Below are 20,905 nucleotides of genomic sequence, written 5' to 3'. Positions count from 1 at the left end.
GAGGGAGAGGAAAGGGAGAAGGTCGGTTCACTATGCCCATGCTGTCATCGAATTGCAATCCCTTCCATGGCAAACCCCGGCACCGCCCGCCCACGCTCACGGTGCGCTATCGATTTGATAGCGCTAAAGACCTCGCGCGGCGCTCAGCGCCACGCGGCGCGCATGCGGCTCAGCAGATCGATCGTGGCCGCCGGCGGCGGTACATGGGGTGCGCGTTCGGGCGGCGGCGGCCAGGTCTGCTGTTCAAAGCGCTCGGCATCGGCGGCCGAAATGAAGCGCGTGCGGCCGGCGTACAGATGCCGGTCGCCGCGCGCAGCCTGCTGCGTGACATAGAAGCGCTGAGGCACCAGCAGGTGCAGGTGGTCGCGCGCGCGGGTCATTGCCACGTAGAGCAGGCGCCGCTCCTCCTCCAGCTCCTGTGCGCCCTGCGCCACGTCGGCCGGGATGCAGCCGTCGACCACGTTGAGCACGTGCACCGAGCGCCACTCCTGCCCCTTGGCGGAGTGGATGGTCGAGAGGATCAGGTAGTCCTCGTCGAGCAGCGGCGGACCCGGGCGGTCGCTCGTCGCTTCGGGCGGATCGAGCGTGAGTTCGGTCAGGAAGCGCTCCCGCGAGGCATAGCCCGAGGCCAGGCGCGCGAGTTGCTCGACGTCGCCGCGCCTGAGGCCGGCATCGTCGTGAAGCCGCTCGAGGTGGGGCAGATACCACTGCAACGCGAGCTCGATGTCGGCCGGCCAGGCGAGCGTGGGCGCGCGCAATTCGGCATAGATGGCCGCGAAGCGCGCCCACTCTTCCTTCGCGGCGGCAGGCGGCACGAAGGCCTGCACGACGGCACCGGGGTCTGAAGCCTCGGCCATCGCGTCGAGCAGCCGCGTGGAGCTGACCGGCCCGATGCCTGGAATCAGCTGCGTGACGCGAAAGCCCGCCATGCGCCCGCGCGGATTCTGGGCGAAGCGCAGCACCGCCAGCAGGTCCTTCACATGCGCGGCTTCGAGAAACTTGAGGCCGCCGTACTTGACGAAGGGGATGTTGCGCCGCGCCAGCTCGAGCTCGAGCGCGGCGCTGTGGCTCGAGCTGCGGAACAGCACGGCCTGCGATTTCAGCGCCAGACCGCCTTCGCGGTGCGCGAGCACGCGCTCGGCCACGAAGCGGGCCTGTTGTGCTTCGTCGGGCACCAGCACCAGCTGCGGCCGTCCGGCCGAGGGCTTGTCGGTCCAGAGGGTCTTGGCGTGGCGCTCCGCAGCGGCGGCGATCACCGCATTGGAGACATCGAGGATGGGCTGGGTCGAGCGGTAGTTGCGCTCCAGCGTGACCACCCGCGCGGGCTGCGTGAACTGCTGCGGAAAGTCGAGGATGTTGCGCACCGTCGCGCCGCGGAACGAGTAGATCGACTGCGCGTCGTCGCCGACCACGGTGAGGCCGCGGCCGTCGGGCTTGAGCGCGCGCAGGATGGCGGCCTGCAGCAGATTGGTGTCCTGGTACTCGTCGACCAGCACGTGGTCGAAGCGCGCGCCGATCTGCGCCGCCAGCGCGGGCTCCGCCACCATCTCGGCCCAGTACAGCAGCAGGTCGTCGTAGTCGAGCACCTGCTGCGCCTGCTTGGCTTCGACGTAAGCGCCGAAGAGGCGCTTGAGCTCGGCCTCCCATTCGGCGCACCACGGAAACGCATGCGCGAGCACCTCGGCCAGCGGCGCGCAGCTGTTGACGGCGCGCGAGTAGATCGAGAGGCAGGTTCCCTTGCGCGGAAAGCGCCGCTCCATGGACGCGAGGCCGATGTCGTTGCGCACCAGGCCCATCAGGTCCTCGGCATCACCGCGGTCGTGGATGGTGAAGTTCTCGTGCAGGCCGATCTGCGCCGCGTGTTCGCGCAACAGGCGCGCGCCGATGCCATGGAAGGTGCCGGCCCAGGGCAGGGCCGGCGGCGCATCGGATTTCAGGCCGAGCACGCGCGCCAGCACCTGCCCGGCACGGCGCTCCATCTCCTGCGCCGCGCGGCGCGAAAAGGTCAGCAAGAGGATGCGCTGCGGATCGGCGCCACGCGCGATCAGATGGGCCACGCGATGCGCGAGCGTGCTGGTCTTGCCCGAGCCCGCGCCGGCAATCACGAGCAACGGCCGCTGGTCTTCCGGAGCCTCGCCGAGGGCAGTGCCGACACCGTGCTCCACCGCCGCACGCTGCTCGTCGTTGAGCTTGGCGAGCGCGGCCGCGAGGCGCTCGGCCTGGCTCGTGGGTGCGGGTGTCGCGAGGCTTTGCATCGCCGCGACTTTACTGGATGTCCATCCAGATGCCGGCAGAAAAGCGCCGGAGGCCGATGACATAATCGCGCCTCGCTGCAACCGGAGACTTCGCATGGAAACCGTTCCGCCTCGGCAGCTTTCAACTCCCCTGTGATGCGTTGTTGGCCAGGGACTTGAAAGCGCCCCGAACCCTCGCCAACCGCCACAAAAATTCACCGGGAGTGAGCCATGCTCAATATCTTCACGCTCGCCAACGGCCGCCTTGTCCAGGAAGAAATCGAGGCCCTCGAAGAGCTCTCTCAGTTCCAGCCGATCTGGGTCGATCTCGAATCGCCCACACTCGAAGAAAAGCGCTGGATCAAGCAGTACTACGGCCTGTCCATCCCCGAGGATGCGATGGACGAGGACATCGAGGAGTCGGCGCGCTTCTACGAAGAAGACAACGGCGAGCTGCACGTGCGCAGCGACTTCCTGATCGATGACGCCGAGAACCCGCGCTCCGTGCGCGTCGCCTTCATCCTCAACCAGCACAACACCGAACTGCGCAGCCGCGGCGTGCTGTTCTCGATTCACGACGAAGACGTGCCGGTGTTCCGCCTGCTGCGCATGCGCGCGCGCCGCGCACCCGGCCTGATCGAGGATGCCAAGGAAGTGCTCTTGAAGCTCTTCGATGCCGACGCCGAGTACTCGGCCGACTCGCTCGAGAACATCTACGACGAGCTGGAAGTCGCGGGCAAGAAAGTGCTGGAAGGCAACGTCAGCGACGAACTGGCCGGCGAGGTGCTGGCCGCGATCGCGCGGCAGGAAGACCTGAACGGCCGCATCCGCCGCAACGTGATGGACACGCGCCGCGCGGTGAGCTTCATGATGCGCAGCCGCATGCTGAACGCCGAGCAGTTCGAGGAGGCGCGCCAGATCCTGCGCGACATCGAGTCGCTCGACAACCACACCGCCTTCCTGTTCGACAAGATCAACTTCCTGATGGATGCGACCGTCGGTTTCATCAACATCAACCAGAACAAGACCATCAAGATCTTCTCGGTGGCGAGCGTCGCGCTGCTGCCGCCGACCTTGATCGCGAGCGTGTACGGCATGAACTTCAAGCTCATGCCGGAGCTGGAATGGGGCTACGGCTACGCGTACGCGATCGTACTGATGGTCGCCAGCGCCCTGGTGCCGATGTGGTACTTCCGCCGCCGCGGCTGGCTCAAGTAGCCGATCGGCCGGACAGCGTGGCGAGCCAGGCGTCGATCACCGCGAGGCTGTAGCGGCTCGCGACGGCGGCGACGAAGCGCAGGAAGTCGGCATGCGCCGCGTCGTCGGCGCGGTCCGAGATCGTGCGCACCGCGGCGAATGGCACACGGTAATCGTGGCACACCTGCGCCACCGCGGCGCCTTCCATCTCGACCGCCAGCGCGTCGGGCAACTCGCGCCGGAGCGCATCGCTTTCGGCGGCGGTCGAGACGAAGCGGTCGCCGCTCACCAGCAGGCCGCGATGCAGCCGGGGCGCCTGCAGGCCGAAGTCGTCGACCACCGTCTGCCCGAGCAGCGCGACCGGATCGCGCAGCAGGCCGGCGGCCACGGCGGCCAGCGCATCGCTGATCGCGGTGTCGGCCGCGAAGCGCGCATGCCCGGTCAACGGCACTTCGTATTTGGGAAAGATCGGCGAGGCGTCTAGATCGTGCTGCAGCAGCTTGGTCGCCACCACCACGTCGCCCACCCGCACGCCGGGCCCGAGCCCACCTGCAACGCCGGTGAAGACGATGGCGCGCACGCCGAAGCGCTCGAGCAGCACAGTGGCCGTGGTGGCCGCCGCGACCTTGCCGATGCGCGACAGCACCGCCACGACGGCTTGCCCATGCAAATGGCCGACCCAGAAATCCCGCCCGGCGACGCGCACGCGCTGCTCGTCGGGCATCGCCGCGAGCAGCGCGCCCAGCTCTTCCTGCATGGCGGCAACGATCGCGACCGGCCCCGCCATGGAAGTGCCCGCTACTTCTTGTCGCGCAGCTCGCGCCGCAGGATCTTGCCAACCGGCGTCTTCGGCAGCTCGGTGCGGAACTCCACTACCCTGGGCTGCTTGTAGCCGGTGAGATTGGCGCGGCAGAAGTCGCGCACCTGGGCCTCGGTGAGATCCGGGTTCTTCTTGACGATCACGAGCTTGACGGCCTCGCCGGTCTTCTCGTCGCCGATGCCCACGGCCGCGCATTCGAGCACGCCCGGAATCTGCGCGACCACTTCTTCGACCTCGTTCGGATACACGTTGAAGCCCGAGACCAGGATCATGTCCTTCTTGCGATCGACGATCTTGAAGAAGCCGCGCTCGTCAACCACGCCGATGTCGCCGGACTTGAAGTAGCCGTCGGCCGTCATGACCTTGGCCGTTTCGTCGGGACGCTGCCAGTAGCCGGCCATCACCTGCGGGCCCTTGATGGCGATCTCGCCCGGCTGGCCCATCGGCACCTCATGGCCGTCGTCGTCGAGCAGCTTCAGGTAGGTGCTGGGCAGCGGCACGCCGATGGTGCCGGTGTAGGCAGTGCTGGTGGTCGGGTTGCAAGTGGCCGACGGCGAGGTTTCGGAGAGGCCGTAGCCTTCGCAGATCGGGCAGCCGGTCTTCTCGAGCCAGAGCTTGGCCACCGCGCCCTGCACCGCCATGCCGCCGCCGACCGAGACCTTGAGGTTCTTCCAGTCGACGGTGCCGAAGTCCGGATGGTTGGCCAGCCCGTTGAACAGGGTATTGACGGCCGGGAAGCTGTGGAAGGTGTGCTTCGACAGCTCCTTCAGCACGGCCGGGATGTCGCGCGGATTCGGAATCAGGATCAGCTTGCCGCCGGTGCGCATGCTGAGCATCATGTTCACGGTGAACGCGAAGATGTGATAGAGCGGCAGGGCGCAGACGCTGGTGGGCTGCTCGCCGGCTGGCACCTTCTGCATGACCGGCTCGTTCCAGGCCTCGGACTGCAGCACGTTGGAGATCACGTTGCGATGCAGCAGCACGGCGCCCTTGGACACGCCGGTGGTGCCGCCCGTGTACTGCAGCACCGCGACGTCGTCAGGCCCGATCGGCGCCGGCGTCGGCCCGCGCCCTGCCCCCTTGTCGAGCGCGTCGTTGAAGCGCACGGCGCCGGGCAGGCTGAAGTCGGGCACCATCTTCTTGACGTTGCGCACCACGTAATTGACCAGCGCGCCCTTGAGCAGACCGAGCCGATCGCCCATGCCGCTCAGCACGACGTGCTTGACCGGCGTGGACGCGATGCATTGCTGCAGCGTGGCGCCGAAGTTCTCCATGATCACGATCGCCTTGGAGCCGGAATCCTTCAGCTGGTGCTCGAGCTCGCGCGGCGTGTAGAGCGGGTTGACGTTCACGAGGATCAGCCCGGCGCGCAGGATGCCGCACACCGCGATCGGGTACTGCAGGCAGTTCGGCATCATGACCGCGACGCGATCGCCCTTCGCGAGCCCAAGTCCCTGCAGGTAGGCCGCGAAGCCCCGGCTCAGCTTGTCGACCTCGCCGTAGCTCAGATCCTTGCCCATGAAGCTGTAGGCGGTGCGCTCCGCGTACTTCGAGAAGCTCTCCTCCATGAGCGCCACCAGGGAGGGATAGCGCGAGCCATCGATATCGGCGGGCACGCCTTGCGGGTAACTGGTGAGCCAGGGGCGGTCTGTCATGGATGGGTCTCCTCAACGAAATTCTGAGTTCTGGTCAACGGGGCCGCCGCCGGCGATGCCGGCAAGGCGGAGGCGCGGGCGCAAGGCGCCCTTATTCGATCGCCTTGCCCATGTCCTCGACCACCTTCTTGGCGTCGCCGAAAACCATCATGGTCTTATCCATGTAGAACAGCTCGTTGTCCAGACCGGCATAACCCGCAGCCATCGAACGCTTGTTCACGATCACCGTCTTGGCCTTGTAGGCCTCCAGGATCGGCATGCCGTAGATCGGCGTGCCCTTCTGCAGCGCAGCCGGGTTCACCACGTCGTTGGCGCCCAGGATGATCGCGACGTCGGCCTGCGCGAACTCGCCGTTGATGTCTTCCATCTCGAACACCTGGTCGTAGGGCACCTCGGCCTCGGCCAAGAGCACGTTCATGTGGCCCGGCATGCGTCCGGCCACCGGATGGATCGCGTACTTCACCGTCACGCCCTTGTGGGTGAGCTTCTCGGCCAGCTCGTTGACCGCATGCTGGGCCCGGGCCACCGCCAGGCCGTAGCCCGGCACGATGATCACGGTCTCGGCATTGGAGAGCATGTAGGCCGCGTCGTCGGCGCTGCCGCTCTTGACCGGGCGCTGCTCCTTGGCGCCGCCGGAAGCCGCCGCCGCCTCGCCGCCGAAGCCGCCCAGGATCACGTTGAAGAACGAGCGGTTCATCGCCTTGCACATGATGTAGCTCAGGATCGCACCCGAGGAACCCACCAGCGAGCCGGCGACGATCAGCATCGCGTTGTTGAGGCTGAAGCCGATGCCGGCCGCGGCCCAACCCGAGTAGCTGTTGAGCATCGAGACCACCACCGGCATGTCGGCGCCGCCGATCGGGATGATGATCAGCACGCCCATCACGAAGGACAGCAGCACCATCAAGAAGAAGGCGGTCCAGCTCTCGGTGAAGACGAACACCAGGCCGAGCGCGATGGTCAGCAAGCCCAGCGCCAGGTTCAGCATGTGCTGGCCCTTGAACTGGACCGGCGCGCCCTGAAACAGGCGGAACTTGTACTTGCCCGAGAGCTTGCCGAAGGCGATGACCGAGCCGCTGAAGGTGATGGCGCCGATGGCCGCGCCGAGGAAGAGCTCGAGCCGGTTGCCCGCGGGGATGAGCTCGCCCTTGGGAACGATGCCGAAGGCCCAGGGCTCGACCACCGCCGCCACGGCGATGAAGACCGCGGCCATACCGATCATGCTGTGGAAGAAGGCCACCAGCTCGGGCATCTGCGTCATCTCGACGGTCTTGGCGCGGTAGGCGCCGTAGCCGCCGCCGGCCACCAGGCCCAGCAGCACCCAGGCCATGCCCATGGCCTTGCCGTCCGAGATCTGCACGATCAAGGCCGCGGTGGTCAGGATGGCGATCGCCATGCCGACCATGCCGAACAGGTTGCCGCGAATGGAGGTGGTGGGGTGGCTCAGGCCCTTGAGCGATTGAATGAAGCAGACCGATGCGATCAGGTACAGCAGCGTGGCGACATTCATGCTCATGCTGCATTCCCCTTGTCGGCCGCGGGCGCTGCCTTTTTGTCCTTCTTCTTGAACATCTCCAGCATTCGCCGCGTGACGAGGAAGCCGCCGAAGACGTTGACCGCGGCCAGCGCCACGGCCAGCACGCCCATGGTCTTGCCGAGGCCGCTCTCGGTGAGCGCCGCCGCCAGCATGGCGCCGACGATCACGATCGCCGAGATCGCATTGGTCACGGCCATCAGCGGCGTGTGCAACGCCGGCGTGACGGTCCAGACCACGTGGTAGCCGACGTAGATGGCCAGCACGAAGATGATCAGGTTGATGACGGTATGGGAAACGGGATCCATGGTCTTTTCCTTGTCACTTCCGGGTCACTTGACCGTCTTTGCTCATCAGGCAGGCGGCCACGATGTCGTCTTCGAGGTCGATGTTGAGCGCGCCTTCCTTGTTCACGATGAGCTTGAGGAAGTCGAGCACGTTGCGCGCGTAGAGCGAAGACGCGTCGGCCGCGACCAGCGCGGGCAGATTGGTTTCGCCCACCAGCGTGACGCCGTGCTTGATGACGGTGCGGTCTGCTTCGGTGAGCGGGCAGTTGCCGCCTTGCGGCGCGGCCAGGTCGACGATGACCGAACCGGGCTTCATGGCCTTGACCATCTCTTCGGTCACCAGCACCGGCGCGGGCCGGCCCGGGATCAGCGCGGTGGTGATGACGATGTCGGCCGCGGCCACGCGCTTGGCCACTTCGACCTTCTGCCGATCGAGCCAGCTCTGGGGCATCGGCTTGGCGTAGCCGCCGACGCCCTGCGCCGCTTCCTTCTCTTCGTCGGTGTCGTACGAGACGTCGATGAACTTGGCGCCCAAGGACTCGACCTGCTCCTTGACGCTCGGGCGCACGTCGCTCGCTTCGATGACGGCCCCGAGCCGCTTGGCGGTGGCGATGGCCTGCAGGCCGGCGACGCCGACGCCGAGGATCACGATGCGCGCCGCCTTCACGGTGCCGGCGGCCGTCATCAGCATCGGAAAGAAGCGCTGATACTTGTCGGCCGCGATCATGACGGCCTTGTAGCCGGCGATGTTGGCCTGGCTCGACAGCACGTCCATGCTCTGCGCGCGGGTGGTGCGCGGCGCGGCTTCGAGCGCGAAGCCGGTGAGGCCGGCCGTCGCGAGCCTTTGCAGGCCCGCGGCATCGAAGGGGTTGAGCATGCCAATGACGACGGTGCCGGGTTTCATGAGCACCGCCTCGGCATCGCTCGGCGCGCGCACCTTGAGCACGATGTCGGCGCCGAAGGCGCCGTTGCCGTCGGTGATCTCGGCGCCGACGGCCTGGTAGGCCGCATCGGTGACGCTGGCCACCACGCCGGCGCCGGACTGGATGCGCACGGTGTGACCCTGTGCAACGAGCTTCTTGGCCGTCTCCGCAGTGACGGCCACACGGGTTTCGCCTGGCGCAGTTTCGGCCGGCACGCCTATCAGCATGGGGGATCTCCTCGGGGCAGCGTTGGAATTCGGGCCGAGCTTACATGAAGATGACAAAGAACTGGCCGAGGACCGCATCCCTCTGTACAGTAGCGCCTCGCGAATGACCGGCGCACAGATCGCCGGCTTGACGGAAAGAAATCAGGGGGATGAAAGATGCGAATTGGAGCGCTCGACGACGAGCCGCGCCAGCTCGAACTGGTTCGGCATGCCATGGTAGTGATCGGGCATGAATGTCATGGTTTCGAAGACAGGCGCTCCCTGCAGCGTGCCCTCTACCAGCAAAGCTTCGACATGCTGATCCTCGACTGGCGGCTTCCCGACGTCGACGGGTCGAACGTCGTCAGATGGATACGCGAAAAGCTCGGCAGCAGCCTCCCCATCCTCTTCGTGGCCAAACGGCGCAAGGAAGAGGACATGGTCGAGGCGCTGACGCTCGGCGCCGACGACTTCATGGCCAAGCCGATCCGCGTGGCCGAACTCCAGGCGCGGGTGCAGGCGCTTTTGCGCCGCACCTATCCGGCGCTGTTCCAAACGGAACCTGTCTGCGGCCCCTATCGCTTCATCCCACTCAAGCACGCCCTGCTGATCCACGGCCAGGCGACCAAGCTCAAGCACCGCGAATACACGCTGGCGATCTTCCTGTTCCGCAACATCGGCCGCCTGCTGTCGCGCGAGCACCTGCTCGAGGCCGTGTGGGGGCGCAGATGCAACGGTCACTTCGCGCTCGCTCGACACGCACATGTCACGGTTGCGCTCGAAGCTGGACCTGCGCCCCGCCAACGGCCTCGTGCTGTCGGCCGTCTATGGCCTCGGTTACCGGCTCGAGTTCATCGACCAGAATGGGATCGAGTCGCCGTACCCCATGGCGGGCGCGTCCGAATGAGCCGGTCCCCGATCGAAGGAGCATCACCACGATGATGAGTCGAATGACCCGACTTTTGTCCGCGGCCCTGCTGCTCGGCGGCTGGCTGCACCTCGCGGCCGCGCAGGAGGTGGACCCGAGCGAGCTGGTGCGCGGCGGCCTGCAGGCGATCCAGATGATCGACCAGAACAAGACCGGCGAGCTCTGGGACGGCGCCGCGCCGGCTGCCCGCAAGCGCGTCAGCCGCAGCGACTTCATGAGCCAGGTCGCCAAGGCCCGCACGCCGCTCGGCGCCGCGCAGCAACGCACCTGGGTCGCGATCAACCGGCAGGTCGTCGGCGATGGCGATCCCGAGCTGGCCGGCCAGTATGTGAACATCGAGTACGAGACCCGCTTCGCCAACAGCAGCACGACCACCGTGCGCGAGCTGGTGACCTTTCAACTGGGCAGCGACCGCGTCTGGCGCTTCTCGGGCTACGTGCTGCGCTGAATGGCCTCGGTCGCTCGCTGGAAACCCAACGTCACCGTCGCCGCGGTGATCGAGCAGGACGGACGCTTCCTGCTGGTCGAAGAGCGTACGAAGGCCGGCCTCAAGCTCAACACGCCGGCCGGCCATCTCGACCCGGGCGAGTCGCCGGCCGAGGGCTGCGCGCGCGAGACGCTGGAAGAAACGGCCCACCACTTCACGCCGACCGCCCTCGTCGGCATCTACATGGCGCGCTTCCTCGGCGACGAAGACGTGACCTACATGCGCTTCGCCTTCGCGGGCACGCTCGGCGCCTTCGAGCCGGGCCGGCCGCTGGACGAAGGCATCGTGCGTACCCTGTGGATGACGGCCGACGAGATCCGTTCGAGCGTGGCGCGCCATCGCAGCCCGCTGCTGCTGCAATGCGTGGAGGACTACCTGGCAGGACAACGCTATTCGCTGGACCTGATCCACACCCACGTGTCGGTCGCCGCACCGTCGCAAATCTAGCCGGCCCGCGCGATCACCCCGCCACCAAGGCACACATCCCCGTCGTAGAGCACCGCCGACTGCCCCGGTGTCACCGCCCACTGCGGCTCGGCGAAGGCGAGCCGGAAAGCGCCGTTGGCGCCTTCCCCCAGCTCGCAACCCGCATCGGCCTGGCGGTAGCGCGACTTCGCGGCATAGGCGCCCGAGGGCGGCGCGCTGCCCGCGACCCAGCTCGCATCGTCGGCTTCGAGCGCCGGCGACAGCAGCCATGGATGGTCGTGGCCCTGCACCACCCACAGCGTGTTGTTCGCTACGTCCTTGCGCGCCACGAACCAGGGCGAGTGATCCCCCGCCCCGCGCTGCGCTCCCTTGGGCTTGATACCGCCGATGCCGAGTCCCTGCCGCTGGCCCAGCGTGTAGAAACTCAGGCCCTGGTGCTCGCCGATTTGGCGGCCGCGCTCGTCGCGGATCGGGCCCGGCTCCTTGGAGATGTAGCGGTTGAGGAACTCACGGAAAGGCCGCTCGCCGATGAAGCAGATGCCGGTCGAGTCCTTCTTCTTTGCGTTCGGCAGGCCGATCTCGTCGGCGATGCGGCGCACCTCGGTCTTGCGCAGTTCGCCGACGGGGAACAGCGTCTTAGAGAGCTGCGGCTGGTTCAGGCGATGCAGGAAATAGCTCTGGTCCTTGGCCGGATCGAGCCCCTTGAGCAGCTCGTAGCGCCCGCTTGCCGCGTTGCGGCGCACCCGCGCGTAGTGCCCGGTGGCGATCATTGAAGCGCCGAGCCGCATCGCATGATCGAGAAAGGCCTTGAACTTGATCTCGGCATTGCACAGCACGTCCGGGTTGGGCGTGCGGCCGGCCTGGTATTCGCGCAGGAACTCGGCGAACACGCGGTCCTTGTAGTCGGCCGCGAAGTTGACGTGCTCGATCTCGATGCCCAGCACGTCGGCCACGCTCGCGGCGTCGACGAAGTCGATGTTCGACGAGCAGTACTCGCTGTCGTCATCGTCTTCCCAGTTCTTCATGAAGATGCCGACCACCTCGTGGCCCTGCTGCTTGAGCAGGTGCGCCGTGACCGCGGAGTCCACTCCGCCGCTCAGGCCCACCACGATGCGCTGTTTTTCCATGAGGAGGCGATTGTCCCAGCCTCGGCAAGCCGGTGCCCGCATCCGGGAAATCACCGAGCGGCCCATGCCCGCAGGGAGGCGGCAGGCTCCCACAATGGGCTGCCTCAATTGGAGACACGCATGAACCGCCTTCCCCTCGGCCCCGCGTGGCCGCCCCCGGTCTCGCGCCGGCTGGTTTGCCAGTCGCTCGCGCTGTTCGCCGCGGGCGGCGCCCACGCCGTGCAAGCCCAGGGCGCCTGGCCGCAGAAGAGCATCCGGCTCGTGGTGCCCTTCGCGCCCGGCGGCTCCAGCGAGGTGGTGGCGCGCTCGGTCGCGGCCGAGCTCACCAAGCAGTTGGGCCAGAGCGTCTACGTCGAGAACAAGCCCGGCGGCGCGGGCACCATCGCCATGCAGGAGATCGCCAAGGCCCCAGGCGACGGCTACAGCCTGATCCTCGGCCATGTGGGCACACTGGCCGTCAACCCCTACATGCTGCCGAACCAGCCCTACGACGTGAACCGGGACTTCGTGCCCGTGACCTTGCTGGCCAAGGTGCCGAACGTGCTGGTGGTGCATCCGGACGTGCCAGTGAAGACCTTCAAGGAGTTCATCGCCTACGCCAAGGCCAACCCGGCCAAGCTCAACTACTCGTCGGCCGGCAACGGCAGCGCCGGCCACCTGAGCATGGAGTACCTGAAGCTCACGGCCGGCTTCTTCATGACGCACATCCCTTACCGCGGCAGTGGCCCGCAGATGACCGACCTGCTGGCCGGCCGCACGCAGGTGGCGATGAACGGCATGCCCAGCGTCTCGGCCTTCATCAAGTCGGGCAAGCTGCGCGCGCTGGCCGTGGGCTCGGCGCAGCGCATCGCCGCCCTGCCCGACGTGCCCACCATCGCGGAGAGCGGCTACAAGGGCTTCGAGACCTCGCAGTGGTATGGCCTGCTTGCACCGGCCTCGACGCCGGCGCCGATCGTGAAGCGGCTGCAGGAAGAAAGCCTGAAGGCCCTGAAGACCGGCCCCGTGACCGAGCGCTTCGCGCACGATTCGGCCCTGGGCGTGGGCGATACGCCGGAGCAGTTCGGCGCCTTCATCTCGGCCCAGCAGAAGACCTGGAAAGAGATCGTCACCAAGGCCGGCATCAAGCCCGATTGATCAAGGAGCCCGTCATGATTCACCTCAGCGGCATGGACGCATCGTTCCTGCACCTCGAAACACCCGAATCGCCGATGCACGTGGGCAGCCTGCAGCTCATCGACCTGCCGGCAGGCTACGAAGGCGACTTCGCCGAGGACGCCAAGAAGTACCTGAGCGGCCGGCTGCACCTGGCTTCGGTGTTCGTGCGCAAGCTCGCGATGATGCCCTTCGACCTGGCCAACCCAGTGTGGGTGGACGACGACGACCTGGATCTCGACCACCACATCCGTCACGTGATCATGCCGAGGCCCGGCACCATGGCACAGCTCGAGCGGCTGGTCGGCCGGCTCCACTCCACGCTGCTGGACCGCAGCCGGCCGCTTTGGGAGATCTACATCATCGAAGGGTTGCAGACCGGCCAGGTCGCGCTCTACAGCAAGATGCACCATGCGGCCATCGACGGGCAGGCCGGTGTCGCGGTGGCCAAGGCGCTGTTCGACATCTCCGCCACGCCAGCACCGGTGAAGGCGCCGCGCGCCAACCGTCGCCCCGATTCATCGCAGCTGGGCATGGCCGAGCTCGCGAGCGCGGCGCTCAGCAACACCGTGCAGCAGTACGTGAAGCTGATCCAGTCGATCCCCGCCACCGCCAAGGCGATCACGAGCGTGCTGCTGCCGGTCTCGGAAACCACCGGCAAGCGCAGCTTCGAGCTGCCCAAGGGATTGAAGACCGCGCCCAGGACGCCACTCAACGTCTCGATCACCAACCAGCGTTCCTTCGCCGGGCGCTCGGTGCCGCTGGCCGAGGTCAAGCAGATGGCCAAAGCCACGAACACCAGCCTCAACGACATCGTGCTGGCCATCTGCGCCGGCGCGCTCAAGCGCTACCTGGCCGACTACGGCTGCAAGCCCGCCAAGGCGCTCATGGCCGGCGTGCCGGTATCGCTGCGCAGCGAGGGCAACACCGATCTCAACAACCAGGTGTCGGTGATGCTGGTCAGCCTGGCCACCGACATTTCAGATCCACTGGAACGCCTCGCCGCCATCCACGAATCGTCGAGCGAGGGCAAGAAGCTCACCGGCAACGTGAAGGCCGCGATCCCGACCGACTTCCCGTCGCTCGGCGTGCCATCGCTGATGTCGGGCCTGGCCTCGCTCTACGGCCGCTCCGGCCTCGCGGACAAGCTGCCGCCGATGGCCAACGTGGCGATCTCCAATGTGCCCGGCCCGTCGTTCCCGCTCTACTTCGCGGGCGCCAAGCTGGCGACCTACTTCCCGGTGTCGATTCCGGGGCACGGGCTGGCGCTCAACATGACGGTGCAGAGCTACAACGGCTCGCTCGAGTTCGGGCTCACGGCCTGCCGGCGCGCGGTGCCGGACATCGCCGATCTGGGCGACTATGTGGTCGCGGAGCACAAGAAGCTCTTCGGGCTGATCGTGGGGCAGGCGGCGACTGCGCCTGTTGCTGCTCCAGTTGCCGCGCCTGTTGCTGCGCCAGTGGCGAAGAAGCGGGCAGCGCCGAAGAAGAAGGTCGTTGCGAAGGCGGTGCGCGCTGCCGGGACGCGGGCGCCGCGCAAGGCAGCTGCAGCGAAGCGCGCTGCCGCGTTGAACTGAGGACTTGTCTATTCGCGCAGCTCGGCCAGGATCTCGTAGGACCGCAGCCGGGCCTCGTGGTCGAACACCTGCGAGGTGATCATCAGCTCGTCCGCCCCCGTGCGTTCGACGAAGGCCTCGATGCCGGCGCGCACCGTCTCGCGCGATCCCACGGCCGAACACGAGAGCACCGAATCGAGCAAGGCGTTCTCCGCCGGCCCGACACGCTGGCGGTAGTTCTCGACCGGCGGCGGCAGGCGCCCCGGCCGCCCGCTGCGCAGGTTCACGAAGGCCTGCTGCCACGAACTCGAACGGAACACCGCCTCCTCGTCGGTCTCGGCCGCGAACACGTTGAAGCCGAGCATCACGTAAGGCTTGTCCAGCTGCTTCGAGGGCTTGAAGGTCTCGCGGTAGATGCGGATCGCCTGCATCAGCTGCTGCGGCGCGAAATGCGAAGCAAAGGCGTAGGGCAGCCCGAGGTGAGCCGCAAGCTGCGCACCGAAGGTGCTCGAGCCCAGGATCCAGATCGGCACTTCGAGTCCCATGCCCGGCACCGCACGCACCGGCTGCTTCGGCTCCTTCGACATGAAATCCATCAGCTCGACCACGTCCTGCGGAAACTGGTCGGCATCGGACTGCAGGTCGCGCCGCAGCGCCTGCGCGGTGCGCTGGTCCGAGCCCGGTGCGCGGCCGAGACCGAGATCGATGCGGCCGGGATAGAGCGACTCGAGCGTGCCGAACTGCTCGGCGATCACCAGCGGCGAATGGTTGGGCAGCATCACGCCGCCGGCGCCGATGCGGATGGTGGAAGTGCCGGCGCCGATATACGCCAGCAGCACGGCCGTCGCGGCGCTCGCGATGCCCGGCATGCCGTGGTGCTCGGCCAGCCAGTAGCGCCGGTAGCCAAGCTTCTCGCCATGCTGCGCCAGGCTGAGCGAATTGCGGAAGGACTGCGCGGCGGTGCTGCCCTCGGTGATGGGCGACAGGTCGAGGATGGAAAGTGGGATCATGGATCGGCCGGAGCGAACGAAGCAGGGCCGGTATCTTGGGCCGAAGTGCGGGGCCCGCGAACGCGAAGGGCCATTGCAGCCTTGCAGCCGCTCTGCTAGGCGAGCTCGATCAAGCCAGGTTCATGGGAGACCGCTTGCCGTGACGGTGCACTGCATCGTCACGACCACGACGCCGCCCGCAGGCAGCACGGCCACGAACGCGCCCCGCGCGCTCACCGTTCCAAACGTCAGGCCCGTGCTCAGCGTGTCCGTCAGCACCACCGGCTGCGTCGTCGCCCCTCCCGTCGCCGTCACCGTGTACGTGATCGTCTGGCCCGCCAGCACCGCGCTGCCGCTCGCAGGGTTGGCGCTCTTGCTCACCGTCACCGCCCACACATCGATCGTGGCGGACGAGGTCTTGTTTCCCGTGCAGTTCGGCGGCGTCGCGGAGTCGCAACCGCCTACCGTATCCGTCACCCCCGCCGGCGGCGCAATGGTTGCGGTATTAACTGCCGTGGTCGCCGCAAACGCTTGGGCACCGGCAAAGGCAAGCCATATCCACAGAAACCAAAGGGTGCTGCGGCGGAAAACCTCAATTGCGTTGCGCTTCATCATGACGGACGGACTTTTCTCAAGGTCCGAACTCCCTCACGCATGAATAGAGAAACCCGGACCGCAGGACTGCAAAAAGGACAGCAAGTCCAAAAGGAATAATTGACAGGCGACGCAACGCTTTGCGCTCTTGTCAGCGGGTGCGGATGGTGCGGGGGAGGGTTGGCGCGACAGAATTGCCGCGACAATTCATCAAAATTGGCTCAGGCCAAGAAGTAGTTCTTGCGACCTACTTCACACTTCTTGTGCAATCCACCTGCTGGATACCCTGTGAGAGGGTGAGCGAGGCGTGACAGGTGAGAACGAGGTCGTTCTACGGAAAGTGCCGGCTGGACGGACTAACCGAGCGATGTGGTCTGTTTAGGCCGTCCGTCAGGAAAAAACAGATTTGCACGACTGTTCTGGGCACCGCAGGATTTGTCCCAAAGACTTGCTGGTCGCAATAAATGCGCAGTCAATTGATATACCGCTGACCTTCGCCTCTCGTGCTCGGCGTCATGGGCATATCGAGGTGCAACAAAAAAGGCGCAGGGCCGTCAAGCCCTGCGCCTCTTTTTGAGACCTCTGAAAGATTTCGTCAGAACGGAATATCGTCGTCCATATCGTCGAAGCCCGACGAGGATTTGGCCGGCGCCTGCCGTGGTGCCGGTGCCGCAGCGCGAGGTGCCGCCGCGGGAGGACGCGAATAGCCGCCGCCTTGCGAACCCTGCGAGTAGCCGCCGTCGTCGTCGCCGCCCGAAGGCCCGCCCTGGCCCTGGCGGCTGCCGAGCATCTGCATCTGGTCGACGCGGATGTCGGTGGCGTATTTTTCGACGCCGTCCTTGTCGTTGTACTTGCGGGTGCGGATCTGGCCCTCGACGTAGATCTGCGAGCCCTTGCGCAGGTACTGGGCGGCGATCTCGGCCAGGCGGCCGTTGAACACGAGACGGTGCCACTCGGTGGCTTCGCGCATCTCGCCGCTTTGCTTGTCTTTCCACTTGTCGGTGGTGGCGAGGGTCACGTTGCAGATCTGGTCCCCGCTGGGAAAGGTGCGCGTTTCCGGATCGCGCCCGAGATTGCCGACGAGGATGACTTTGTTGACCGATGCCATATGCACTGCCCCTGATGAATGGATGGAAGAGGAGGAAAGCGGAGATTGTGCCGCAGCCGGTCGCGCCGGCCGAGGAGCCGAAAAAGTCCGCCGAATCCCGCCGCGTGCCCTGAAATCGCCGGGGACTTATCATGCTCGGTTGCCCAAGACCGACCGCCCCGTGAATTCCCCCAACGACGATGCCTACCTCGGCGCCGTGCTCGCGCAGCAGCGCATCAGCATCCGCGGCGCACGCACGCACAACCTCAAGAACGTCGACCTCGACATCCCGCGCAACAAGCTGGTGGTGATCACCGGCCTGTCGGGCTCGGGCAAATCGAGTCTGGCCTTCGACACGCTCTATGCCGAGGGCCAGCGCCGCTACGTCGAGAGCCTGTCGGCCTATGCGCGGCAGTTCCTGCAGCTGATGGACAAGCCCGACGTCGACGTGATCGAGGGCCTGTCGCCCGCGATCAGCATCGAGCAGAAGGCGACCAGCCACAACCCGCGTTCCACCGTGGGCACGGTGACCGAGATCCACGACTACCTGCGGCTGCTCTATGCGCGCGCCGGCACGCCCTATTGCCCCGACCACGACCTGCCGCTGCAGGCGCAGACCGTGAGCCAGATGGTGGATGCCGTGCTCGCGATTCCGGATGAACCGCGACTCATGATCCTGGCGCCCGTCGCGCGCGAGAAGAAGGGCGAGTTCCTCGAGCTCTTCGCCGAGATGCAGGCGCAGGGCTACGTGCGTTTCCGCGTCAACGGCGAGACCTTCGAATACAACGACCTGCCCAAGCTCAAGAAGACCGAGAAGCACGACATCGACGTCGTCATCGACCGGCTGCGCGCGCGGCCCGACATGCAGCAGCGCCTGGCCGAGAGCTTCGAGAACGCGCTGCGCCTGGCCGAGGGCCGCGCGATCGCACTGGAGATGCACGAGGACGGCAGCACCAAAGAGCACCTCTTCAATGCCAAGTTCGCCTGCCCGATCTGCCACTACTCGCTGGCCGAACTCGAACCGCGCCTGTTCTCCTTCAACTCGCCCGTGGGCGCCTGCCCGAGCTGCGACGGCCTCGGCCACAGCGAAGTCTTCGATCCGGCGCGCGTGGTCGCCTTTCCGTCGCTGAGCCTGGCGAGCGGCGCCATCAAGGGCTGGGACCGGCGCAACGGCTACTACTTCAGCATGCTGGAGAGCGTGGCCAAGCACTACAAGGTCAACGTCGACACGCCCTTCGAAGAGCTGCCCGCCTCGGTGCAGCAGGCCGTGCTGCACGGCTCGGCCCAGGAAGAGATCAAGTTCTCTTACGTGATGGACAGCGGCCAGCAGGCCGGCAAGAAGTTGGTGCGCAAGCACCCCTTCGAAGGCGTGATCCCGAACATGGCGCGGCGCTACCGCGAGACCGATTCGGCGATGGTGCGCGAAGACCTCGCGCGCTTTCGCAACATGCAGCCCTGCCCCGATTGCGGTGGCACGCGGCTTCGGCGCGAGGCGCGCAGCGTGTTCCTGCTCGACGAGTCGGGCCCCGAGCCGCGGCGCATGGCGATCTTCGAGATCAGCCGCGCGACGCTACGCGAAAGCCTCGCCTACTTCCAGGGCCTGCACCTGCGCGGCGCCAAGGCCGAGATCGCCGACAAGGTGGTGCGCGAGATCGGGCTGCGCCTCAAGTTCCTCAACGACGTGGGCCTCAACTACCTGAGCCTGGACCGCAGCGCCGAGACGCTCTCGGGCGGTGAGGCGCAGCGCATCCGCCTGGCCTCGCAGATCGGCTCCGGCCTCACCGGCGTGATGTACGTGCTCGACGAGCCCAGCATCGGCCTGCACCAGCGCGACAACGACAGGCTGATCGGCACGCTCAGGCATCTGCGCGACATCGGCAACAGCGTGATCGTGGTCGAGCACGACGAGGACATGATCCACGCCGCCGACCACGTGATCGACATGGGCCCGGGCGCCGGCGTGCACGGCGGCCGCGTGATGGCGCAGGGCAGCTATGCCCAGGTCGCGGCCCATCCGGATTCGCTGACCGGCCAGTACCTGTCGGGCGCGAAGAAGATCGCGGTGCCCAAGCGCCGCACGCCCTGGCTGCCGGCGGTCGCCAAGCCGGCCTTCAACGAGGGCAAGAAGGCCTCGCGCTTTCCGCAGAGCCCGGCGGCCGAACGGCGCGCGGCGCGCGAGGCGGCGCACCTCGCATCGCAGACCGACCTGCAGGAGATCCGCGTGATCGGCGCCACCGGCAACAACCTCCAGAACGTGGGCGTGGCCTTCCCGGTCGGCCTCTTGACCTGCGTGACCGGCGTCTCCGGCTCGGGCAAGTCGACGCTGGTCAACGACACGCTCTACAGCGCCGTGGCGCGCACCCTCTACCGAGCCCACGAAGAGCCGGCCGCGCACGAGGCGGTCGAGGGCATCGAGTACTTCGACAAGGTCATCAACGTCGACCAGTCGCCGATCGGCCGCACGCCGCGCAGCAATCCCGCCACCTACACCGGCCTCTTCACGCCGATCCGCGAGCTGATGGCCGAGACCAACACCGCACGCGAGCGCGGCTACGGGCCCGGGCGCTTCAGCTTCAACGTCGCGGGCGGCCGCTGCGAGGCCTGCCAAGGCGACGGCGTGGTCAAGGTCGAGATGCACTTCCTGCCTGACGTCTACGTGCCCTGCGAGGTCTGCCACGGCCAGCGCTACAACCGCGAGACGCTGGAGGTGCAGTACAAGGGCCGCAACATCGCGCAGATCCTCGACATGACGGTCGAGGCCGCGCACGAGTTCCTGAAGGCCGTGCCGACCATCGAGCGCAAGCTGCGCACGCTGCTCGACGTCGGCTTGAGCTACATCAAGCTGGGCCAGGCCGCGACCACGCTGTCGGGCGGCGAGGCGCAGCGCGTGAAGCTCGCGCTCGAACTCAGCAAGCGCGACACCGGCCGCACGCTCTACATCCTCGACGAGCCGACCACCGGGCTGCACTTCGCCGACATCGAGCTGCTGCTGAAAGTGCTGCACCAGCTGCGCGACGCCGGCAACACCATCGTCGTGATCGAGCACAACCTCGACGTCATCAAGACCGCCGACTGGTTGATCGACATGGGTCCCGAAGGCGGCGCGGGCGGCGGCACGGTGGTGGGCGTGGGCACGCCTGAAGAGATCGCGGCGAACGAGGCGAGCCATACCGGTCGATATCTGAAGCGGCTGCTGCCCTGACAGGCTACAGTCGGCGATGACCCAAATCACTCCTCCTGACTCAGGCCCTGAGGAGCCGGACGACCTGCAGACGGAGGCATCGGCATTTGCAGCCGCCTGGATCGTCTTCGGCGTGCTCATGCTGCTGGTGCTTCTGTTTCTGGCAGGCGTCGCTCACTTCTTTCCCTGACGATCGCGCGCCAGCGGTCGGCCCATCCGTGCGCTATCGCACTGAAAAAACGGCAGGTTCGGAATACGCTGGCATGCCCTCGATGCACGGAGCCATCTCATCGCCCTTTTCCTGTTTGCCGCCGAATGTCTCGTTCGTGACTACCTGAACGGCCGCACGATGCCGACGCTCGTGCACCGCAGGGTGGTGAGCATCGTCGAAGCACGGCTCGTCGACGGCACGCTGCCGGTGCTCGATCAGGACCTCCGCAGAGACGTCGACAGCGAGGCCAGCGCCCCTGCGCACTTCATCAAAGCCTCCTGAGAATCCGCGCTTCGGGCGCCCTCGCAGCT

18 protein-coding genes and 1 pseudogene are annotated in these 20,905 nt (G+C 66.6%); 9 read left to right on the top strand and 10 right to left on the bottom strand.

All coding sequences use genetic code 11. The features are described 5' to 3' along the window. Positions 1-143 precede the first annotated feature (143 nt). Entirely contained in the window at positions 144-2,255 is a 2,112-nt protein-coding gene (locus tag BLS74_RS25445; RefSeq protein ID WP_093109939.1) for an ATP-dependent helicase, read from the bottom strand. Between the two features lie 210 nt (positions 2,256-2,465). Here BLS74_RS25445 and corA point away from each other — a divergent pair, with 210 nt between their 5' ends. Then, on the top strand, positions 2,466-3,452 hold the full coding sequence (gene corA / locus BLS74_RS25440) for a magnesium/cobalt transporter CorA (RefSeq protein ID WP_093109938.1): 987 nt from the start codon (positions 2,466-2,468) through the stop codon (positions 3,450-3,452). Here the strand turns inward: corA and BLS74_RS25435 are convergent. From BLS74_RS25435 to BLS74_RS25415, 5 genes are all read right to left on the bottom strand, one after another. Continuing rightward, positions 3,445-4,218 (bottom strand): 5'-methylthioadenosine/adenosylhomocysteine nucleosidase, encoded by a 774-nt coding sequence (locus BLS74_RS25435; RefSeq protein WP_093109937.1) that lies wholly within the window; start codon positions 4,216-4,218, stop codon positions 3,445-3,447. The genes corA and BLS74_RS25435 overlap by 8 nt on opposite strands. An 11-nt stretch (positions 4,219-4,229) precedes the next feature. After that, positions 4,230-5,906 (bottom strand): long-chain-fatty-acid--CoA ligase, encoded by a 1,677-nt coding sequence (locus BLS74_RS25430; RefSeq protein ID WP_093109936.1) that lies wholly within the window; start codon positions 5,904-5,906, stop codon positions 4,230-4,232. A gap of 91 nt (positions 5,907-5,997) precedes the next feature. Next, positions 5,998-7,422, bottom strand: a complete 1,425-nt coding sequence (locus tag BLS74_RS25425; protein ID WP_093109935.1) for an NAD(P)(+) transhydrogenase (Re/Si-specific) subunit beta — start codon at positions 7,420-7,422, stop codon at positions 5,998-6,000. After that, positions 7,419-7,748, bottom strand: coding sequence for an NAD(P) transhydrogenase subunit alpha part 2 (locus BLS74_RS25420; RefSeq protein ID WP_093109934.1), 330 nt, complete (start codon positions 7,746-7,748; stop codon positions 7,419-7,421). Before BLS74_RS25420 ends, BLS74_RS25425 begins: the two co-directional genes overlap by 4 nt. A gap of 13 nt (positions 7,749-7,761) precedes the next feature. Further along, on the bottom strand, positions 7,762-8,877 hold the full coding sequence (locus tag BLS74_RS25415; RefSeq protein ID WP_093109933.1) for a Re/Si-specific NAD(P)(+) transhydrogenase subunit alpha: 1,116 nt from the start codon (positions 8,875-8,877) through the stop codon (positions 7,762-7,764). Between the two features lie 156 nt (positions 8,878-9,033). Here BLS74_RS25415 and BLS74_RS25410 point away from each other — a divergent pair. From BLS74_RS25410 to BLS74_RS25400, 3 genes and pseudogenes are all read left to right on the top strand, one after another. Then, positions 9,034-9,763: pseudogene (locus tag BLS74_RS25410) on the top strand (response regulator transcription factor). 43 nt (positions 9,764-9,806) lie between these two features. Beyond that, entirely contained in the window at positions 9,807-10,232 is a 426-nt protein-coding gene (locus tag BLS74_RS25405; RefSeq protein WP_244503994.1) for a DUF4019 domain-containing protein, read from the top strand. After that, positions 10,233-10,718 (top strand): NUDIX hydrolase, encoded by a 486-nt coding sequence (locus BLS74_RS25400; RefSeq protein WP_093109932.1) that lies wholly within the window; start codon positions 10,233-10,235, stop codon positions 10,716-10,718. Here the strand turns inward: BLS74_RS25400 and mnmA are convergent. Further along, the gene (gene mnmA / locus BLS74_RS25395; RefSeq protein ID WP_093109931.1) at positions 10,715-11,824 is read right to left on the bottom strand and encodes a tRNA 2-thiouridine(34) synthase MnmA; all 1,110 of its coding nucleotides are present in this window, start codon (positions 11,822-11,824) and stop codon (positions 10,715-10,717) included. The two genes, BLS74_RS25400 and mnmA, sit on opposite strands and share 4 nt — an antisense overlap. Positions 11,825-11,944: 120 nt before the next feature. Between mnmA and BLS74_RS25390 the strand changes: the two genes are divergently transcribed. Then, the gene (locus BLS74_RS25390) at positions 11,945-12,958 is read left to right on the top strand and encodes a Bug family tripartite tricarboxylate transporter substrate binding protein (RefSeq protein WP_093109930.1); all 1,014 of its coding nucleotides are present in this window, start codon (positions 11,945-11,947) and stop codon (positions 12,956-12,958) included. 14 nt (positions 12,959-12,972) lie between these two features. Beyond that, on the top strand, positions 12,973-14,553 hold the full coding sequence (locus BLS74_RS25385; protein ID WP_093110035.1) for a WS/DGAT/MGAT family O-acyltransferase: 1,581 nt from the start codon (positions 12,973-12,975) through the stop codon (positions 14,551-14,553). A gap of 8 nt (positions 14,554-14,561) precedes the next feature. Here BLS74_RS25385 and BLS74_RS25380 read toward each other — a convergent pair whose 3' ends face one another. The 3 genes from BLS74_RS25380 to ssb form a co-directional block, all read right to left on the bottom strand. Further along, complete coding sequence (locus BLS74_RS25380; protein WP_093109929.1) at positions 14,562-15,542, bottom strand: LLM class flavin-dependent oxidoreductase; 981 nt, start codon at positions 15,540-15,542, stop codon at positions 14,562-14,564. Between the two features lie 120 nt (positions 15,543-15,662). Beyond that, a complete protein-coding gene (locus BLS74_RS25375; RefSeq protein WP_093109928.1) occupies positions 15,663-16,136 on the bottom strand; it encodes a DUF7927 domain-containing protein in 474 nt (157 codons plus the stop codon). A 574-nt stretch (positions 16,137-16,710) separates the two neighbouring features. Next, entirely contained in the window at positions 16,711-17,223 is a 513-nt protein-coding gene (ssb, locus tag BLS74_RS25370) for a single-stranded DNA-binding protein (protein WP_093109927.1), read from the bottom strand. Between the two features lie 160 nt (positions 17,224-17,383). Between ssb and uvrA the strand changes: the two genes are divergently transcribed. The 3 genes from uvrA to BLS74_RS34530 all read left to right on the top strand — a co-directional run bounded on the left by uvrA (position 17,384) and on the right by BLS74_RS34530 (position 20,876). Continuing rightward, on the top strand, positions 17,384-20,404 hold the full coding sequence (uvrA, locus tag BLS74_RS25365; RefSeq protein WP_093110034.1) for an excinuclease ABC subunit UvrA: 3,021 nt from the start codon (positions 17,384-17,386) through the stop codon (positions 20,402-20,404). Between the two features lie 16 nt (positions 20,405-20,420). After that, positions 20,421-20,573: a hypothetical protein gene (locus tag BLS74_RS34535; protein ID WP_170855702.1), complete on the top strand. Its 153-nt coding sequence runs from the start codon at positions 20,421-20,423 to the stop codon at positions 20,571-20,573. Between the two features lie 159 nt (positions 20,574-20,732). Continuing rightward, positions 20,733-20,876 carry a hypothetical protein gene (locus BLS74_RS34530; RefSeq protein ID WP_170855701.1) on the top strand — a complete coding sequence of 48 codons (144 nt, stop codon included), beginning with the start codon at positions 20,733-20,735 and terminating at the stop codon, positions 20,874-20,876. The last annotated feature ends 29 nt before the right edge of the window (positions 20,877-20,905 follow it).

Source organism: Variovorax sp. CF079, from assembly GCF_900101545.1.
In the GTDB taxonomy this organism is placed as follows: Bacteria; Pseudomonadota; Gammaproteobacteria; order Burkholderiales; family Burkholderiaceae_C; genus Variovorax.
The sequence above is the reverse complement of the archived record's forward strand: the minus strand, read 5'-3'. Positions and strand labels throughout refer to the sequence as shown.

Bases quoted from the DNA above. Each gene is read 5' to 3' on its own strand.
- BLS74_RS25385 (WP_093110035.1), top strand. From the start codon at position 12,973: ATGATTCACCTCAGCGGCATGGACGCATCGTTCCTGCACCTCGAAACA.
- BLS74_RS25445 (WP_093109939.1), bottom strand. From the start codon at position 2,255: ATGCAAAGCCTCGCGACACCCGCACCCACGAGCCAGGCCGAGCGCCTC.
- BLS74_RS25415 (WP_093109933.1), bottom strand. From the start codon at position 8,877: ATGCTGATAGGCGTGCCGGCCGAAACTGCGCCAGGCGAAACCCGTGTG.
- BLS74_RS34530 (WP_170855701.1), top strand. From the start codon at position 20,733: ATGCCGACGCTCGTGCACCGCAGGGTGGTGAGCATCGTCGAAGCACGG.
- BLS74_RS25405 (WP_244503994.1), top strand. From the start codon at position 9,807: ATGACCCGACTTTTGTCCGCGGCCCTGCTGCTCGGCGGCTGGCTGCAC.
- ssb (WP_093109927.1), bottom strand. From the start codon at position 17,223: ATGGCATCGGTCAACAAAGTCATCCTCGTCGGCAATCTCGGGCGCGAT.
- BLS74_RS25375 (WP_093109928.1), bottom strand. From the start codon at position 16,136: ATGATGAAGCGCAACGCAATTGAGGTTTTCCGCCGCAGCACCCTTTGG.
- BLS74_RS25425 (WP_093109935.1), bottom strand. From the start codon at position 7,422: ATGAGCATGAATGTCGCCACGCTGCTGTACCTGATCGCATCGGTCTGC.
- corA (WP_093109938.1), top strand. From the start codon at position 2,466: ATGCTCAATATCTTCACGCTCGCCAACGGCCGCCTTGTCCAGGAAGAA.
- BLS74_RS25420 (WP_093109934.1), bottom strand. From the start codon at position 7,748: ATGGATCCCGTTTCCCATACCGTCATCAACCTGATCATCTTCGTGCTG.
- BLS74_RS34535 (WP_170855702.1), top strand. From the start codon at position 20,421: ATGACCCAAATCACTCCTCCTGACTCAGGCCCTGAGGAGCCGGACGAC.
- BLS74_RS25435 (WP_093109937.1), bottom strand. From the start codon at position 4,218: ATGGCGGGGCCGGTCGCGATCGTTGCCGCCATGCAGGAAGAGCTGGGC.
- BLS74_RS25380 (WP_093109929.1), bottom strand. From the start codon at position 15,542: ATGATCCCACTTTCCATCCTCGACCTGTCGCCCATCACCGAGGGCAGC.
- BLS74_RS25390 (WP_093109930.1), top strand. From the start codon at position 11,945: ATGAACCGCCTTCCCCTCGGCCCCGCGTGGCCGCCCCCGGTCTCGCGC.
- BLS74_RS25400 (WP_093109932.1), top strand. From the start codon at position 10,233: ATGGCCTCGGTCGCTCGCTGGAAACCCAACGTCACCGTCGCCGCGGTG.
- BLS74_RS25430 (WP_093109936.1), bottom strand. From the start codon at position 5,906: ATGACAGACCGCCCCTGGCTCACCAGTTACCCGCAAGGCGTGCCCGCC.
- mnmA (WP_093109931.1), bottom strand. From the start codon at position 11,824: ATGGAAAAACAGCGCATCGTGGTGGGCCTGAGCGGCGGAGTGGACTCC.